Genomic DNA, 16289 nt, shown 5'->3' on the forward strand with positions numbered 1-16289 from the left:
GTCAGACTCCGGCGTGGCTGGAACCGGCCGGCTGCCACAGGTGCTGGAAGGTGGTGCGGGAGGCTTCGACCTCGTGCCGCTGGTCGGCGTGCAGGACGCCGAGGGCGTACGCCGTCGCCGGGGCGATGCGGGGGGTGCGGGCCGCCGTGGCCGAGGCGGCCGCGGCCTCCGCCGCGTCGCGGTGGCGGGTCAGGGCCTCGCCCGCGACCGTCAGGCGGGCCACGTCGCCGCCCAGGGCCTCCTGGGCGTAGCGGTGGACGCGCAGCAGGCGGCGCACCTCGTTCCAGGCGCTGTCGTGGTCCGCGTCGTACGGGTGCGAGGGTGAGGGGGCCGGGAGGGAGTGCACGGCCGCGGACAGGCGGGAATGAGCCACCTCGGCGAGGGGCACCAGGACCTCGTCCACCCGTCCCCGGGCCGCTACGGGGTCCAGCGGGACCTCGGAGGCCAGTACGGCCACCGCGTCCGCGACCGCGTGGAAGCGGGAGGAGCCCAGCGCCTGCAGGGTCGCGGAGTGGGCCCGGGTCCGGGCCAGGGTGAGCTGGCGCTCCAGCAGGGCGCCCGCGCGGGCCGAGCCCACGGTCAGCGAGCCCGCCGTCCCCCGGGGCGCCGGTACCTCGGGGCTTCCCGACAGCCGCTGCAGGGCGTCCATCAGCCGCAGCAGCCGGGCCGCGTACGCGTGCTCGTCGGCCAGGGTCGCCGAGAGCCAGACCAGCTCGGTGCGCAGCGAATCCGCCCACGAGGAATCGGCGACCGCCCTGAACGTGGACAGGGAGCAGGAGATCCGGCGCGCAGCCCCCCGCAGGCTGCGCGCCGCTTCGCTGCCCTCGGCGCCGCCGCTCGCCGCGCCCTCCTCGTGCAGGCGCAGGCCCCGCAGGAAAGCGGTGGCCTGCGCACGCAGGTACGTACCGAGCACGGTGCCTGCCGTCGTCGCGGTCAGGTCATGGTTTGGCTGAGCCACGCCGGCGCCTCCGGGCGTCAATGAGCATCTCCTGAACGTGCCGCAGCGGCTGGCCCTCGCCGTCCGTGCTGTGCCGGGTCCATTCGCCGTCCGGGCCCAGGTGCCAGGAACTGGTTTCGTCGGACATCCCGGTCGCCAGCAGCCGGTCCAGTGCCGCGCGGTGGGCCGGGTCGGCGACCCTGACCAGTGCCTCGATGCGGCGGTCGAGGTTGCGGTGCATCATGTCGGCGCTGCCGATGTACACCTCGGGTTCGCCGCCGTTGCCGAAGGCGAAGACCCGGGAGTGCTCCAGGAAGCGGCCGAGGATCGAGCGGACCCGGATGTTGTCCGAGAGCCCGGGGACACCGGGGCGGATCGCGCAGATGCCGCGGACCCAGATGTCGATGGGCACGCCCGCCTGCGAGGCCCGGTAGAGCGAGTCGATCAGTGCCTCGTCGACGATGGAGTTCATCTTGAGGCGGACGTACGCGGGGCGGCCCGCCCTGTGGTGGGCGGCCTCCTTGTCGATCCGGGAGATCAGGCCGTCGCGCAGCGAGCGCGGGGCCACCAGCAGCCGGCGGTAGGTCTCGCGGCGCGAGTAGCCGGACAGCCGGTTGAAGAGGTCGGAGAGGTCCGCGCCGACCTGCGGGTCGGCGGTGAGCAGGCCGAGGTCCTCGTAGAGCCGTGCCGTCTTGGGGTGGTAGTTGCCGGTGCCGACGTGGGAGTAGCGGCGCAGCGTGTCGCCCTCCTGGCGGACGACGAGCGACAGCTTGCAGTGGGTCTTGAGGCCGACGAGCCCGTAGACCACGTGGCAGCCGGACTCCTCCAGCTTGCGCGCCCACTTGATGTTGGCCTGCTCGTCGAAGCGGGCCTTGATCTCGACGAGTACGAGGACCTGCTTGCCGGATTCGGCGGCGTCGATCAGGGCGTCCACGATCGGGGAGTCGCCGGAGGTCCGGTACAGCGTCTGCTTGATCGCGAGGACGTCCGGGTCGGCGGCGGCCTGCTCCAGGAAGGCCTGCACCGAGGTGGAGAAGGAGTCGTACGGGTGGTGCAGCAGCACGTCGCGCTCGCGCAGCGCGGCGAAGATGTCGGGCGCGGACGCGGACTCGACCTCGGCGAGGTCGCGGTGCGTGCCGGCGACGAACTTCGGGAACTTCAGCTCCGGGCGGTCCAGCGAGGCGATCCCGAAGAGGGCCGTGAGGTCGAGGGGGCCGGGGAGCGGGTACACCTCGGACGGGTTGACCTTCAGCTCCTGCACGAGCAGGTCCAGGACCCCGGGGTCGATGGACTCCTCGACCTCCAGGCGCACCGGCGGGCCGAAGCGGCGCCGCATGAGCTCCTTCTCCAGGGCCTGGAGGAGGTTCTCCGCGTCGTCCTCCTCCACCTCGAGGTCCTCGTTGCGGGTCACGCGGAACATGTGGTGCGCGAGCACCTCCATGCCGGGGAACAGCTCCTCCAGGTGCGCGGCGATGACGTCCTCCAGCGGGACGTAGCGCTGCGGGGAGGCCTCCAGGAAGCGGGACAGGAGCGGCGGGACCTTGACGCGGGCGAAGTGGCGGTGGCCGCTGACGGGATTGCGTACGACCACGGCCAGGTTCAGGGAGAGCCCGGAGATGTACGGGAACGGGTGCGCGGGGTCCACGGCCAGCGGGGTGAGCACCGGGAAGATCTGGTTGCGGAACAGGGTGAAGAGGCGCGCCTGCTCCTTCTCGGTGAGGTCGGGCCACCGGATGAGGTGGACGCCCTCCTCGGCGAGCTGCGGGGCGATGTCCTGCTGGAAGCACGCGGCGTGGCGGGCCATGAGCTCGCGGGAGCGGGTCCAGATGAGGTCGAGGACCTCGCGGGGCTGCAGGCCCGAGGCCGAACGGGTGGCGACGCCGGTCGCGATGCGGCGCTTGAGGCCGGCGACGCGGACCATGAAGAACTCGTCGAGGTTGCTGGCGAAGATCGCCAGGAAGTTCGCGCGCTCCAGGAGGGGCGTGGCGGGGTCCTCGGCGAGCTCGAGGACCCGCTCGTTGAAGGCGAGCCAGCTGCGCTCCCGGTCGAGGAAGCGGCCCGGTGGCAGCTCACCGGTGTCCTTCTCGTCGTAGGCGTCCAGGTCCGCGTCGAGATCCGGTTCCAGATCGACGTGCGGGCGGTGGGCGGCTATGGACCCCAGGCGGGCGTGGGCGCCGGTGGCCGCGCGGGCGGCGACGGCCTCGGGCGTCGCCGCGGCGGCGGCCGTGGAGTCGGAGACGTCGGCGGCCGAGGGCGCGGACGGGGACGCGAACTTGTGCGGCGGCTGCTGGTTGGGGACCTCGGTGGGGGCTGCGCTGGGCTTGTGGCTCATGACTCCATTCTTCCGCGCACGCGGGAGGACAGGCGCGTCGGACGGGTCGGCCGTCAGTCGGAGTCGGGGCTGCATGCGGTCAGCTTCGCGAGCGCGCATTAATGCCCGGTTAATGGCGTATGGCTTCCAGGGTCCGGGAGGGGGTCAGCTGGTGCTGACCGGGGGCCGGGGGGCCTTGGCTGCGCCCCGGCCCAGGTCGGCACCGGCCGGCCCCTCGTCCCGCGTCAGCGGGTGCGTGCGGCCCGGGGGTGTTCTAGCGTCGGTGGGAGGGAGGGGTGTCCTGCCGAGCCGGTCCGGTACGGGGACCGGGCCCGGGGCCTTACGCCGGCCGGGTGTGCTCGGCGTCGTTTCCACGTGGTCCGGTGCGTCCGGGTTCAGGTGCCTCCGGGGTCCGTACGTCCAGGGTTCCGGTGCCTCCGGGGCCGTACGTCGAGGGTCCCGGCGCGTCCGGGGCCGGGCCGCGCGGCGGTTCCGGAGAGCAGGTGCGTGCCATGCGCACGTCGAGCCGTATCGCAGGTGTTCTTACCGGGCTGACCCTCGCCCTGGGAGGCGCGGCCCTGGCGGCCCCCGCCGCCCAGGCCGTCCCCGCCGTCCAGGCGGCCCCCGCGGACGTGTCGGCCTGCATCAGCCAGGTGGAGCGGGAGCTGAAGGGCGGCGAGGCTCCGGCGGCCGTCCGCGCGGCGTGCTACATCGCGGTGACCGGGGCCCAGAGCGAGTGCGTGACCGGCCTGACCGAGGTCAGCGGCGTGACCAAGGCGACGGCGGAGAGCGCCTGCAAGGTGGGTGCCGAGTAGCCGGGCAGGGATTCCGGGCGGCCCCGGGGCCCGGGGCCGCCGGTGCGGTCAGCTTTCCGTGCGGTACATCAGGTCGACCTCGTGGGTGGAGAAGCCGAGGCCCTCGTACACGGCCAGGGCCGCCGGGTTGTCGGCGTCCACGTAGAGCATCGCCGTGGGCAGGCCCTCCCCGGCGAGGTGGCGCAGGCCGATCGCGGTGAGGGCCTTGCCGAGGCCGCCGCCCTGCGCGCCGGGGCGTACGCCGAGCACGTAGACCTCGCCGAGCTGCTGCTCGGCGTGCACCTTCGTCCAGTGGAAGCCGATCAGTTCGCCGTCGCGCTCCGCGAGGAAGAAGCCCTTGGCGTCGAACCAGGGCTGCGCGATGCGGTCGTTCAGGTCCCGCTGCGTGAGCGAGCCCTGCTCGGGGTGGTGGGCGAAGGCCGCCGCGTTGACGGCCAGCCAGGCGGCGTCGTCGGCGCCGGGCACGAAGGTGCGTACGGTCACGCCCGCCGGGAGCACGGCCTCCGGCAGCGGGGCCGCGTCGGCGGAGGCGCCGAGCGGGCGGCGGAGCTGGCGCAGTTCGCGGAACAGGGTCAGCCCGAGCACCTGCGCGAGGTGGCGGGCCGCCGACTTGCCGCCGTGCGCCCATACGCGGATCCGCTTGCCGGAGGCGGCCAGCAGGGCGGTGCCCAGCGCCCGCCCGTGCCCGCGCCCGCGCAGCGCGGGGTGGACGACGAGCTCGGCGGCGGGGGCCTCCACCGGGTCGGTGTCCTCCAGTTGCCCGTAGCCGGAGAGCCGTCCGTCGGCGGTGAGGAGGAAGTGGCGGATCCCCTCGCGCGCTCCGCCGCGCAGCTGGAGCCGGCCCTGCTCGGAGACGGCGGTGGTGCCGTCGGTGCGGGCCGCGTCCTCGATCAGGGCGAGAACGGCGTCGGCCTGTTCGTCCGTCAGTTCGTCGAGGGTCTGGATCTGCCGTCCCGGCTCCAGGACCGCTGCTGCGTCGTCAGTCATGGAACCGAGCCTACGACCACCGCGGGGGCCGGGCGGGGTGCGGCCCGGACGGGGCGCTGACGGCGTACGGCCGGGGGAGCAGCTGGGGGAGCGGCCGGGGGCCCGGAATGCCCCGCCGACGGCCGTCCTTCTTCCGCGTGTAACCAGCTCGATACCCGGTACCCCCTGTCGCGCTACGCGCGTTGACTCTAGGCTTCGGCAGACCTCCCAAGATGTATCGCTGTCCACAAAGGGGACCAAATGTCAGCGACGCCACAACGGCACCGCCGAACCCGCCGGTTGGCCCTCACCGCTCTCGCCGTTGCCACGGCGGGCGGTGCGATGCTCGCCGCCGCCCTTCCGGCCGGAGCCGCGAGTGGTGACGGATACGGCCGCGACCACGACCGCGGCCGTACCGTCGACGTACAGATGCTGTCGTTCAACGACCTCCACGGCACCCTCGAGCCCCCGCAGGGCTCCTCGGGCAACGTGACCGAGCGTCAGGCCGACGGCACCACCAAGGCCATACCGGCGGGCGGTGTCGAGTACCTCGCCACCAGCCTGCGCGAGGCCCGCAAGGGTCACCGGTACTCCGTGACCGCCGCGGCCGGCGACATGATCGGCGCCAGCCCGATGGTGTCGGGCCTCTTCCACGACGAGCCGGCCATCGAGGCGCTCAACGACCTCGACCTGGACGTGAGCAGCGTCGGGAACCACGAGTTCGACGAGGGCAAGACCGAGCTGCGCCGCATGCAGTACGGCGGCTGCCACCCGGTCGAGGGCTGCTTCGAGCCGGGCAAGGAGTTCGGCGGCGCCGAGTTCAAGTACCTCGCCGCCAACGTCGTGGACGACCGGACCAAGCGTCCGATGCTGAACCCGACCTACATCTGGAAGAAGGGGGACGTGAAGATCGGCTTCATCGGCGTCACCCTGGAGGGCACCCCCGACATCGTGACCGCCGACGGGGTCAAGGGCCTCACCTTCGGCGACGAGGTCGAGACGATCAACAAGTACGCCGACCAGCTGAACCGGCAGGGCGTGAAGTCGATCGTGGCGCTGATCCACGAGGGCGGCCTGCCCGCGAGCGGCGCGTACAACTACGACTGCAACGTGCCGGGCGCCGGCGCCGGCATCTCCGGGGCCATCGTCGACATCGCGAAGAACGTCTCGCCGAAGGTCGATGCCCTGGTCACCGGTCACACGCACCAGGCGTACGCGTGCAACATCCCCGACCCGGCGGGCAACTCGCGCACGGTCACCTCGGCCGCCTCCTACGGCCGTCTGTACACGGACACCACCCTCACCTACGACCGCCGCACCAAGGACATCGTCCGTACGCCGGTCAAGGCGCCGCTGGTGGTCCAGAAGGTCGTCAACCGGGACCAGCCCAAGGCTCCCGACCTGACCGAGCTGATCCAGCGCTGGAACGCGCTGGCCGCGCCGATCGCGAACCGTCCCATGGGCTACATCTCGGCCGACATCGCGGGCCGCGGCTCGACGGAGTACGAGAAGCCGCTCGGCAGCGTGATCGCCGACGCCCAGCTGGAGGCCCTGGCCCCGGCGGACAAGGGCGGCGCCCAGCTCGCCCTCATGAACCCGGGCGGCATCCGCTCGGACCTGGCCTACAAGGCCGCCGGCGCCGAGGGCGACGGGGTGGTGACGTACGGGGAGTCGTACACGGTCCAGCCCTTCACCAACATGATGACGGTCGTCGACCTGACCGGCGCCCAGCTGATCACCGCGCTCCAGCAGCAGGTCACCGGCCCGGTCAACGGCCTGAGCCCGAAGATCCTGCAGGTCTCCAAGGGCTTCACCTACACCCTGGACACCACCAAGGCGGGCGCGGACCGCATCGTCGTGGACTCGGTGAAGCTGAACGGCGAGGCCATCGACCCGGCCCGCACCTACCGCGTCGCGATGAACGAGTTCCTCGCGGGCGGCGGTGACGGCTTCGGCGTCCTGAAGGAGCACAAGAACAAGCTGGTCGGCGCGTCCGACCTGGACATCTTCAACGCCTACCTGACCGGGCACTCCTCGCCGGCCGCGCCGCTGGCGCCGCCGGCGGCGGACCGGATCACGGTCATCAAGTAACACCTGTACGGAAGGAGGGGCGGTGGGCCGGTCGGCCCGCCGCCCCTTCGGCGTTCCCGGGGCCGAGTGCTCAGTGCGCGGCCAGGAAGGAGCGCACCGCCTCGTGGAACTCGGCGGGGTGCGTGAACGGCAGGAAGTGGTCGCCGTCCAGGGGCGCGTACGAGGTCCCGGGCCGCCGGGTGACCATGGCGTCGGCCTGTGCCTGCGGCAGGGAGGCGCTGCGGGTGCCGTGGATCAGCAGCGCCGGGCAGGTGCTCGCGAGCCAGGCGGCCCGGTGGTCGCCGCGGCAGGCTTCGACGGAGTCGAGCATGTCCTGCGGGTGGAACGGGAGCCGCCAGCCCCCGTCGGGCAGCGGGCGCAGGGCCTGCGCCACGAACTGCGAGCCCACCGGCCCGGCCGCTTCGAGGAGTTCCTCGCGGGTGGCGGCGGTGTACCGCATGGCCCGCAGGAAGGCCATCCACCCGCTGTCGGCGGGGTCGATCTCCACGGCGGACTCCGCGTCGACGAGCACGGAGATCCGGTCGGGGTGGGCGGCGGCCAGGTGGAGGGCGTTGAGCCCGCCGAGGGAGTAGCCGAGGAGGGCGACGGGCTCGTCCAGCCCGAGGTGGTCGAGCAGGGCGACGGCGTCGGAGACGTATCCGGCGCGGCCGTAGCCGGCGGCCCGGTCGGAGTCCCCGTGGCCGCGCTGGTCGGGGGCGATGACCCGCCAGGCGTCCCCGAGGGCCTCGGCGAGCGGGGCGAAGGCGAGGCCCTCGGACATGCCGCCGTGCAGGGCAAGCAGCGGGCGGCCGGGTCCGCCGAAGTCCAGGTAGGACAGGGTGCGGTCGTCGATCTTCAGCTCGTGGCGCATGGCGTTGCTCTCCCCGTGTGTGCTGGTCGGTGGGCCGTGATCACCAGCCTGGCAGGATTTGGGCAAGCGCGCAATACGTGCGTCTGGGGCGCTTGCCCAAAACCCTGCGCGGCTACGATCCCGGCATGGGAAATCGCGAGGACCTGCTGGCCGGAGCCCGGCGCTGCCTGGAGGAGAAGGGGTACCTCCGGACGACCGTGCGCGACATCGCCTCGGCGGCGCAGGTGAGCATGGCCGCGATCGGCTACCACTTCGGCACCCGCGAGGCCCTGCTCAACCAGGCGCTGTTCGCGGCCATGGACGAGTGGGCCGCGGGCTCGGGCCGGCTCGCCGGACAGGGGGACACCGCGCGGGAGCGCTACGCCGACACCTGGGACCGCAAGATCCGGGACTTCGGCGAGATGCGCTGGCTCTGGACCGCCTCCGTCGAGGCCTTCGTGCACGCGCAGTCCTCGCCGGAACTGCTCGCGGTCCTGGCGGAGGGGCAGCGCCACAACCGGCGCATGGTGGCCGCGCAGCTGCGCGGGGTCCCGGCCGAGGAGGTCGCGGAGGAGGACGTACGGAGCCTCGGTTCGGTGCACCTCGCGCTGCTCACCGGGGTCATGGTGCAGTGCCTGACCGACCCGGAGCACGCGCCGGACGGCCGCTCCCTCGCCCAAGGGCTGCGCGCGATGGCCGAGTTGCTCGAAAGCTGACCGCTACCCGTGGGTAGTAATGGCGGGCTCCGCACGCCATAATCCGGGCCACCACTGGGTCGGCAAAGGGGCGGGCATGGGCGTGGGCACGGGCACGGGTGCGGGCGTTGGCACGGACGGCGGCACGGGCACGGGCGTCGGCACGGACGGCGGCAAGGGCACCGACGGCGGCACGGCTACGGGGCTGCGGCGGCGCGGCTTCCTGGCGGGGGCGGCGGCCCTGGGCGGCGCGGCCCTCCTCGGCGCGGGCGCCGGCACCGCCTCGGCCGCCACCGGGGCCAGGGGTGCCGCGGCGGGCGCGCTCTCCACCCAGGACTGGATGAGCGGGCTCGCCGACTCCACCCCGCTCCAGCGCATGACCATCCCCGGCACCCACGACTCGGGCGCCACCCGGGGCGGGCTCTACGTCGCCTGCCAGAACACCTCCATCACCGCGCAGCTCGACTCCGGGATCCGCTTCCTCGACGTCCGCTGCCGGGTGACCGGCGGATCGTTCGCGATCCACCACGGCGCGTACTACCAGAACCTGATGTTCGGCGACGTCCTCGCCGCCTGCTGGAACTTCCTCGCCGCGCACCCCTCCGAGACCGTGCTGATGCGGCTCAAGCAGGAGTACTCCGAGGAGAGCGACGCCGCCTTCCGCGCCGTCTTCGACGACTACCTGAACAACCGGGGCTGGGCCCCGCTCTTCCGGATCGAGAACGCGCTCCCGCTCCTCGGCAAGGTCCGCGGAAAGGTCCTGCTGCTGCCCGACAACGGCGGCCTGCCCGGCGGCCTGCGCTACGGCGACGGCAACGTCTTCGACATCCAGGACGACTACATGGCCGAGCCCTTCGCCAAGCGGGGCAGGATCGAGAACCACTTCCGCAAGGCCGTCCAGCAGCCCGGCAAGCTCTTCATGAACTACACCAGCACGGCCGCGGCCCTGCCGCCCCGCTGGAACTCCGACCGCCTGAACCCGCAGGTGCACGCCTTCGTCGACGGCTCCGAACTGACCGGCCGGACCGGGCTCGGCATCGTCCCCATGGACTTCCCGAACACCCGCTCCGGCCTGGTCGCCTCACTGATCCGGCACAACTGACGCCTGCGCGGGCGGAGGCGTCGGGGCGCCCGGGATGCTGAGGACCGCCTCCGTGCCCGGGCCGCCGTCCGCCGGGGCCCGCAGGGCGGCCGTGCCGCCCGCGCGCTGCACCGTACGGGCCACGATGGACAGGCCGAGGCCGCTGCCGGGCAGGGAACGGGCCGACGGGGAGCGCCAGAAGCGCTCGAAGACGTGCGGGAGGTCGTCGGCCGGGATGCCGGGGCCGCGGTCGCGCACGGTCAGCTCGCCCGCGCGCAGCGACACGGTGACCGCGCCGCCCGGCGGACTGAACTTCACCGCGTTGTCGAGGACGTTGACCACCGCCCGCTCCAGGGCCGCCGCCTCGCCGCGTACGTACCAGGGCGCCAGGTCCGAGTCGAACTCCAGCTCCGGACCGCGCAGCCGGGCCCGGGACAGCGCCGCGCCCGCGATCTCGTGCAGGGCCACCACGCCGAGGGGGCCGGGGGTGGCCGCGTCCGGGCGGGACAGTTCCTGCAAGTCGCCGATCAGCGAGGCCAGTTCCGTCATCTGCGCCTTGACCGAGGCCAGCAGCTCCCTGCGGTCCTCCGGCGGGATGGCCCGGCCGGTCTCCTCGCTGCGCGCCAGCAGTTCGATGTTGGTGCGCAGCGAGGTGAGCGGGGTGCGCAGCTCGTGGCCGGCGTCCGCGATCAGCTGGGCCTGGCGCTCCTGGGAGGAGGCGAGGGCCGCCGTCATCGAGTTGAAGGAGCGCGACAGGCGGGCGATCTCGTCGTCGCCCTCGTCGGGGATGCGAACGGTGAGGTCCTCGGTGCGGGCGATGTGCTCGACGGCTCCGGTCAGCTCGTCGACCGGGCGCAGGCCCGTACGGGCCACCCAGAGGCCGGCCACGCCGGCGCCGAGGATTCCGACGCCGGAGACGAACACGAGCACCCAGGCCAGGGTGGACAGGGGTTCGGTGATGTCCGCGAGCGGCTTGGCGACCGAGATGGCGAAGAGGGGGGAGGTCTGGGAGACCCGCGCGGGCTGGGTGTAGACGCGCATGTCCACGCCTTCGGCGGTCGTCACGTCGTGCAGGGTGCCGCCCCGCACGCCCGCGGCGATCTCCTTGTCGAGCTTGGTGACCGGCAGGTTCTCCGGTCCGCTCACCCAGCAGTGCCTGCCGTCGGCCGTCACGATCTGCACGGACGCGTTGAGGCTGCCGGCGATCTCCTGGCCGGGCTGCGCGTTCTGGCTGCTCTGGGCCGGAGCCTTCTCCGGGCACGGCCGGTTGTCGAAGATGAGCCGGCCCACCTCGGCGGACGCGTTCGTGGACATCAGGGACTGGTCCAGCTGGTCGCGCAGCTGCGTGCGCACCATCACCCAGGACACCGCGGCGACGGCCGCGACGGCGAGCGCCACCGCGACGGTGACCAGCAGGGCCAGGCGGGAGCGCAGCGGCAGGCCGCGGAATCTGGCGCTGGGGCTCACTCGGGACCGCTCTCGCCGGCCCGCAGTACGTAGCCCACCCCGCGCACGGTGTGCACGATGCGGGGCTCGCCCCCGGCCTCGGTCTTGCGGCGCAGGTACATCACGTACACGTCCAGGGAGTTGGAGCTGGGCTCGAAGTCGAAGCCCCATACGGTCTTGAGGATCTGCTCGCGGGTCAGGACCTGGCGCGGGTGCGCGAGGAACATCTCCAGCAGGGTGAACTCGGTGCGGGTCAGCTCCACCGGGCGCCCGCCACGGGTGACCTCGCGGGTGGCGAGGTCCATGCGCAGGTCGCCGAAGGTCAGCGCGTCGGCGTCCCCGGGGTGGCCGTCCCCGGGGGCGGGGGCGGCGTAGGAGCTGCGGCGGAGCAGGGCGCGGACCCGGGCGAAGAGCTCGTCCAGCTCGAACGGCTTCACCAGGTAGTCGTCGGCGCCGGCGTCGAGGCCGGTGACGCGGTCGCCGACCGTGTCGCGGGCGGTCAGCATCAGGACCGGCGTGGTGCTGCCGGCGGCGCGCAGCCGGCGGGCGGCGGTCAGTCCGTCCATCCGCGGCATCTGGATGTCGAGGATGATCAGGTCGGGGGCGTACGCGTCCGCCTGGTCGAGGGCGTCGAGTCCGTCGACGGCGGTCTGCGTTCCGTACCCCTCGAAGGCCAGGCTGCGGCGCAGGGCCTCGCGCACGGCCGGTTCGTCGTCGACGACGAGGATGCGCTGCTGGTCGCCTTCGGCGCTCATACGGGGTCCCCCCAGGTGGTGGTCGGTCTCCTAACAGGCTCGCACGGGCGGGCCGGAAGCCGGGCTAGAAGGAGGTTCCGAAACCGTTCGCGGCGCTGCCGGTGCCGCTGCCGGAGCCGTTGCCCGCGCCGCCGGGGCCGCCCTTGCGCAGGGAGGGAAGGTCGGCCTTGATGGTGTTGACCGGGATGGCGAAGCCGAGGCCGACGCTGCCCGCGGTGCCGCTGCCGCTGGAGGGGGAGTAGATCGCGGAGGGCATGCCCACGATCTCGCCGTTCAGGTTGACGAGGGCGCCGCCGGAGTTGCCGGGGTTGAGGGAGGCGTCCGTCTGGATGGCCTTGTACGAGGTCGTGTCCGAGCCGGTGTCGCCGTTGAACTGCTGGCCGCCGTAGGAGAACGGGAAGCCGTCCTGCGGGGACTGCCGCTTCTCGGACTTCGGGACGTTCACCTCGCGGTTGAGGGCGGAGACGATGCCGCTCGTGACGGTGCCGGTGAGGCGGTCGGGGGAGCCGATGGCGACGACCTCGTCGCCGACCTTCACGTTGTCGGAGTTGCCGAGGCTGGCGGGCTTGAGGCCGCTCGCGCCTTCGAGCTTGATGAGGGCGAGGTCCTTGTCCGGGTCGGTGCCGACGATCTTGGCGTTGTACTTCTTGCCGTCGCTCATCGTCACCTGGATCTGGCTCGCGCCGTCGATCACGTGGTTGTTGGTGACGATCTCGCCGTCGGCGGTGATCACGATGCCGGAGCCGGTGCCCTGGCCGGAGGTGGTGCGGGTGTCGATGCGGACGACGGAGGGGCTGACGTTCTCGGCGACGCCGGAGACGGTGCCGTTGCTCGACTGGGAGATGGTGCTGCCGTTGACGCCGGTGCCGGTGCCGCTGGTCTTGTTCAGCATCTGCTGCACGGCGGCGGCCGTACCGCCGCCGACGACGGCGGCCGCGAGGGCCACGGCGGCGAGGAGGGCGACCGGGCGCTTGGCCCGGGCGTGCCCCTGCGGGGCCGGCGATGCCGGGGCGGCCTCGCCCCAGGCGGCCCAGCCGCCGCCGTTCCCGCCGCCGCTCTGGGGGACGGTCTCGCCCAGGATGACGGGGGGCTGGTGCGCCTCGTGCCAGCCGGGGGCGGCGGCGGGGGTGGCCGGGGGGTAGGAGGGCGGCGGCGGGTACGCGGCGGCGGCGTCCTGGGCGAGCCGATCACGACCGCGCTGCCAGTCCTCGCCCCAGGGGGCGGGCTGCTGGGGGCGGTTTTCCTGGGGGTACTCGCCTTCGCGGCGGAGGTTCTCGGTCATGCATATGACTCTGTCCGCGGATCATGAGAGCTTCCTGAGTCCCGTCTGAGAAGCCCGACAGAACCGTGTATGCCCGATATAAGCCCGGGAGGGGCTGGGCCCTGCGGGGCGAGGTCCCCTACCCGCCCTTCGCCCGTTCCCCGGGGCTCCGCCCCGGACCCCGCGCCTCAAACTCCAGCCCGCCCGGCGTTTGAGGGCACGGGCGCGCAGCGCACGTACGGGTCCGGGCGGAGCCCGGGGAACGGGCGAAGGGCGGGTAGGGGACCTCGCCCCGCAGGGCCCAACCAGCCGCACCCGCCCACCGGCACCCGCGCCAGGCGACAGGGGCGGCAGCGCCGACCGGCCACCGCCGGACGGAGTCCGGCGCAGCGGGGCGAAGCCCGGGAAGCGCGCCAGCGCTGAGCGGTGCGAGCTCTGCGTCGAGAAGGAGTCAGCGGCAGCCGCAGGAGCGGCGGATGACCAGGGCCGAGGGGAACTGCTTCAGGCGTTCGCGGCGGGAGCCCGCCACCCGGAGGGCGTCGTCGAGGACGAGGTCCACCGCCGCGCGGGCCATCGCGGGGCGGTCGGAGGCGACCGTGGTGAGGGGCGGGTCCGTCAGGGCCGCCTCCTTGACGTCGTCGAAGCCGGCCACGGCCAGCTCCCCGGGCACGTCGATGCGCAGCTCCCGCGCGGCGCGCAGGACGCCGATGGCCTGGTCGTCCGTAGCGCAGAAGATCGCCGGCGGGCGGTCCGGTCCGGCGAGGAGCTCCAGGGCGACCTTGTACGCGTCGTAGCGGTTGTACGGGGCCTCGATGATCCGGCCCTCGGTCGAGCGGCCGGCCTCCTGCATGGCCCGGCGCCAGCCCTCGACGTGGTCGGCCACCGGGTCGCCCACCGAGGGGGTGTTCTCGACGCCGCCGATGCAGGCGACGTACGCGTGCCCGTGTTCCAGCAGGTGCCGGGTGGCGAGCTGTGCGCCCCCGATGTCGTCGGTGACGACGGCGACGTCGTCGATGGCCTCGGGGCGTTCGTGGAGGAGGACCACGCGGGCGTCCCAGGCCTCGATCTCGGAGGCGGCCTGCTCGCTCATGCCCTGGCTGACCAGGATCAGGCCGGAGACCCGCATTCCGAGGAAGGCCCGCAGGTAGTGGACCTCGCGCTCGGTGCGGTAGTCGGAGTTGCCGACCAGGACCATCTTTCCGCGCTCGGCGGCGGCCTGCTCGACCGCGTGCGCCATCTCCGCGAAGAACGGCTGGCGGGCGTCGGGGACGATCATGCCTATGAGATCGGTGCGGCGTGAGGCCATCGCCTGGGCGACCCGGTCCGGGCGGTAGCCCAGTTCCTTGATCGCGGCGAGGACACGCTCGCGCGTGGCCGGGGCAACCGGCCTGGGTCCGTTGTTGATGACGTAGCTCACGACGGCGGTAGAAGTACCCGCAAGTCGTGCCACGTCATCCCGCGTCACCTTGGCCACGCGCGGAAGTCTACGCGGGGTGACCTACCTCTGGGCAGGGCGTCCGGAGGAGGTCGTTCCCACGGGCTCCCTAGTCCATCCGGGTGAGTGCCGCGGCCGCCCGGGCGGAGGCTTCGGCCGCCGCCTTCGTGGCCGCCTGCGCGGCCGCTTCCGCCGCCGCCCGTTCCACCTTCTCCGGAGTGACGAAGCGGTACCCGACGTTGCGGACGGTACCGATCAGCGACTCGTGCTCGGGCCCGAGTTTCGCGCGCAGCCGCCGTACGTGCACGTCGACGGTGCGGGTGCCGCCGAAGTAGTCGTAGCCCCACACCTCCTGGAGGAGCTGCGCACGGGTGAAGACCCGGCCCGGGTGCTGGGCGAGGTACTTGAGGAGCTCGAACTCCTTGAAGGTGAGGTCGAGGACCCGGCCCTTCAGCTTCGCCGAGTACGTGGCCTCGTCGACCGACAGGTCGCCGTTGCGGATCTCCATCGGGGAGTCGTCCGAGCCGAGCTGCTGACGGCCGGTGGCGAGGCGCAGCCGCGCCTCCACCTCGGCCGGTCCGGCGGTGTCGAGGAGGACGTCGTCGATGCCCCAGTCGGCGGTGACGGCCGCGAGGCCGCCCTCGGTGACGACGAGGATCAGCGGGCAGCCGGGCCCCGTGGAGCGGAGCAGCTGGCACAGCGACCGCACCTGCGGCAGGTCGCGGCGGCCGTCGACGAGGATCACGTCGGCGCCCGGGGTGTCCACGAGGGCGGGGCCCTCGGCGGGGGCCACCCGGACGCTGTGGAGCAGCAGGCCGAGGGCCGGCAGGACCTCGGTCGAGGGCTGCAGGGCATTGGTCAGGAGCAGGAGTGAGCTCATGCCCGACCACCCGCCCGGGTCGGGCGGTGGTCCTGGTGGTGTGCGTGCACGGGTGCGTGCGCCTGCAGCCCTGCTACCTCGGCTGCCTCTGCGCGCACCCGTACGTGCACGACGGTTCGCTGGTCCATCACGTCGGTTCCTCCTCGGTCCCGTCGAGGACGTTCGCGGCACTGCTTCGTACGACTTGCCCGGCGTCCGTCCGTCCCCGCGCCCTGAGGCCCGGACGGTCACCACTGTTCTCGGTCCGTTCAACGTGCTGAAAGCACAAAAGGACCCGGGGGCTACGTTGCCCGGATCCTCTCGGCAGCAGAATAGCCCACCCGCCCCGGCGGGGCCGAGGCTTCGAAGGGTTCCACTTCTGTGGTTCCCACCACCCCCGGGACCTGCGTATGAGCCGTTTTCACCGGATCGGTGGACCTGCTGCGGGCCGCCCGGGCGCACGCGGGGCGCGCTGGGGCACGCCGGGATCGCGGGCGCGAGGGGTCATGATGGAGGCCGACGGCAGAGCGCCGACGAGAGGAGCGTGCAGTGGCAACCGGAACCATCCGCTACTGGGCGGCGGCGAAGGCCGCGGCCAAGACGGCGGAGGAGCCGTACTCGGCGCGGACACTGGCCGAGGCGCTCGACGCCGTGCGGGAACGCCACCCCGGGGAGCTGACCCGGGTCCTGCTGCGCTGCTCCTTCCTCGTGAACGAAGAGCCCGTGGGCAAGCGCCCGCACGATTCCGTCGAGCTGACCGAGGGGGGCACCGTCGAGGTGCTCCCACCGTTCGCGGGCGGGTGAGCGG

Annotated in this window: 14 protein-coding genes; 5 read left to right on the forward strand and 9 right to left on the reverse strand. The window is 73.0% G+C overall.

Annotation, left to right across the window (positions count from 1 at the left end; all coding sequences use genetic code 11):
• Nucleotide 1: 1 nt before the first annotated feature.
• The gene (locus NLX94_RS31795; RefSeq protein ID WP_254386588.1) at nucleotides 2-958 is read right to left on the reverse strand and encodes a CHAD domain-containing protein; all 957 of its coding nucleotides are present in this window, start codon (nucleotides 956-958) and stop codon (nucleotides 2-4) included.
• A complete protein-coding gene (locus NLX94_RS31800) occupies nucleotides 939-3269 on the reverse strand; it encodes an RNA degradosome polyphosphate kinase (RefSeq protein ID WP_254386589.1) in 2331 nt (776 codons plus the stop codon). Before NLX94_RS31800 ends, NLX94_RS31795 begins: the two co-directional genes overlap by 20 nt.
• Before the next feature lie 491 nt (nucleotides 3270-3760).
• On the opposite strand from NLX94_RS31800, the gene NLX94_RS31805 reads away from it, so the two are divergent.
• Nucleotides 3761-4063: a hypothetical protein gene (locus NLX94_RS31805; RefSeq protein ID WP_254386590.1), complete on the forward strand. Its 303-nt coding sequence runs from the start codon at nucleotides 3761-3763 to the stop codon at nucleotides 4061-4063.
• 48 nt (nucleotides 4064-4111) lie between these two features.
• On the opposite strand, the gene mshD is transcribed toward NLX94_RS31805, so the two are convergent.
• Nucleotides 4112-5050 (reverse strand): mycothiol synthase, encoded by a 939-nt coding sequence (mshD, locus tag NLX94_RS31810; protein WP_254386591.1) that lies wholly within the window; start codon nucleotides 5048-5050, stop codon nucleotides 4112-4114.
• Between the two features lie 240 nt (nucleotides 5051-5290).
• On the opposite strand from mshD, the gene NLX94_RS31815 reads away from it, so the two are divergent.
• Nucleotides 5291-7120, forward strand: a complete 1830-nt coding sequence (locus NLX94_RS31815; protein WP_254386592.1) for a bifunctional UDP-sugar hydrolase/5'-nucleotidase — start codon at nucleotides 5291-5293, stop codon at nucleotides 7118-7120.
• A 70-nt stretch (nucleotides 7121-7190) separates the two neighbouring features.
• Here the strand turns inward: NLX94_RS31815 and NLX94_RS31820 are convergent, their stop codons facing one another.
• Nucleotides 7191-7970, reverse strand: a complete 780-nt coding sequence (locus tag NLX94_RS31820; RefSeq protein ID WP_254386593.1) for an alpha/beta fold hydrolase — start codon at nucleotides 7968-7970, stop codon at nucleotides 7191-7193.
• A 125-nt stretch (nucleotides 7971-8095) separates the two neighbouring features.
• Between NLX94_RS31820 and NLX94_RS31825 the strand changes: the two genes are divergently transcribed.
• A complete protein-coding gene (locus tag NLX94_RS31825) occupies nucleotides 8096-8665 on the forward strand; it encodes a TetR/AcrR family transcriptional regulator (protein ID WP_254386594.1) in 570 nt (189 codons plus the stop codon).
• 82 nt (nucleotides 8666-8747) lie between these two features.
• Nucleotides 8748-9746 carry a phosphatidylinositol-specific phospholipase C gene (locus tag NLX94_RS31830; protein ID WP_254386694.1) on the forward strand — a complete coding sequence of 333 codons (999 nt, stop codon included), beginning with the start codon at nucleotides 8748-8750 and terminating at the stop codon, nucleotides 9744-9746.
• Here the strand turns inward: NLX94_RS31830 and NLX94_RS31835 are convergent.
• The 5 genes from NLX94_RS31835 to NLX94_RS31855 all read right to left on the reverse strand — a co-directional run bounded on the left by NLX94_RS31835 (nucleotide 9726) and on the right by NLX94_RS31855 (nucleotide 15502).
• The gene (locus tag NLX94_RS31835; RefSeq protein ID WP_254386595.1) at nucleotides 9726-11192 is read right to left on the reverse strand and encodes a HAMP domain-containing sensor histidine kinase; all 1467 of its coding nucleotides are present in this window, start codon (nucleotides 11190-11192) and stop codon (nucleotides 9726-9728) included. The two genes, NLX94_RS31830 and NLX94_RS31835, sit on opposite strands and share 21 nt — an antisense overlap.
• The gene (locus NLX94_RS31840; protein ID WP_254386596.1) at nucleotides 11189-11926 is read right to left on the reverse strand and encodes a response regulator transcription factor; all 738 of its coding nucleotides are present in this window, start codon (nucleotides 11924-11926) and stop codon (nucleotides 11189-11191) included. Before NLX94_RS31840 ends, NLX94_RS31835 begins: the two co-directional genes overlap by 4 nt.
• Nucleotides 11927-11990: 64 nt before the next feature.
• Nucleotides 11991-13208 (reverse strand): S1C family serine protease, encoded by a 1218-nt coding sequence (locus NLX94_RS31845; RefSeq protein WP_254386597.1) that lies wholly within the window; start codon nucleotides 13206-13208, stop codon nucleotides 11991-11993.
• A gap of 430 nt (nucleotides 13209-13638) precedes the next feature.
• A complete protein-coding gene (locus NLX94_RS31850; RefSeq protein WP_254386598.1) occupies nucleotides 13639-14661 on the reverse strand; it encodes a LacI family DNA-binding transcriptional regulator in 1023 nt (340 codons plus the stop codon).
• Between the two features lie 70 nt (nucleotides 14662-14731).
• On the reverse strand, nucleotides 14732-15502 hold the full coding sequence (locus NLX94_RS31855) for a response regulator transcription factor (protein WP_243339450.1): 771 nt from the start codon (nucleotides 15500-15502) through the stop codon (nucleotides 14732-14734).
• Between the two features lie 528 nt (nucleotides 15503-16030).
• Between NLX94_RS31855 and NLX94_RS31860 the strand changes: the two genes are divergently transcribed.
• Nucleotides 16031-16285 (forward strand): MoaD/ThiS family protein, encoded by a 255-nt coding sequence (locus NLX94_RS31860; RefSeq protein ID WP_112449116.1) that lies wholly within the window; start codon nucleotides 16031-16033, stop codon nucleotides 16283-16285.
• Nucleotides 16286-16289 lie beyond the last annotated feature (4 nt).

This window comes from Streptomyces sp. TBY4 (assembly GCF_024213195.1).
Classification (GTDB): domain Bacteria; phylum Actinomycetota; class Actinomycetes; order Streptomycetales; family Streptomycetaceae; genus Streptomyces.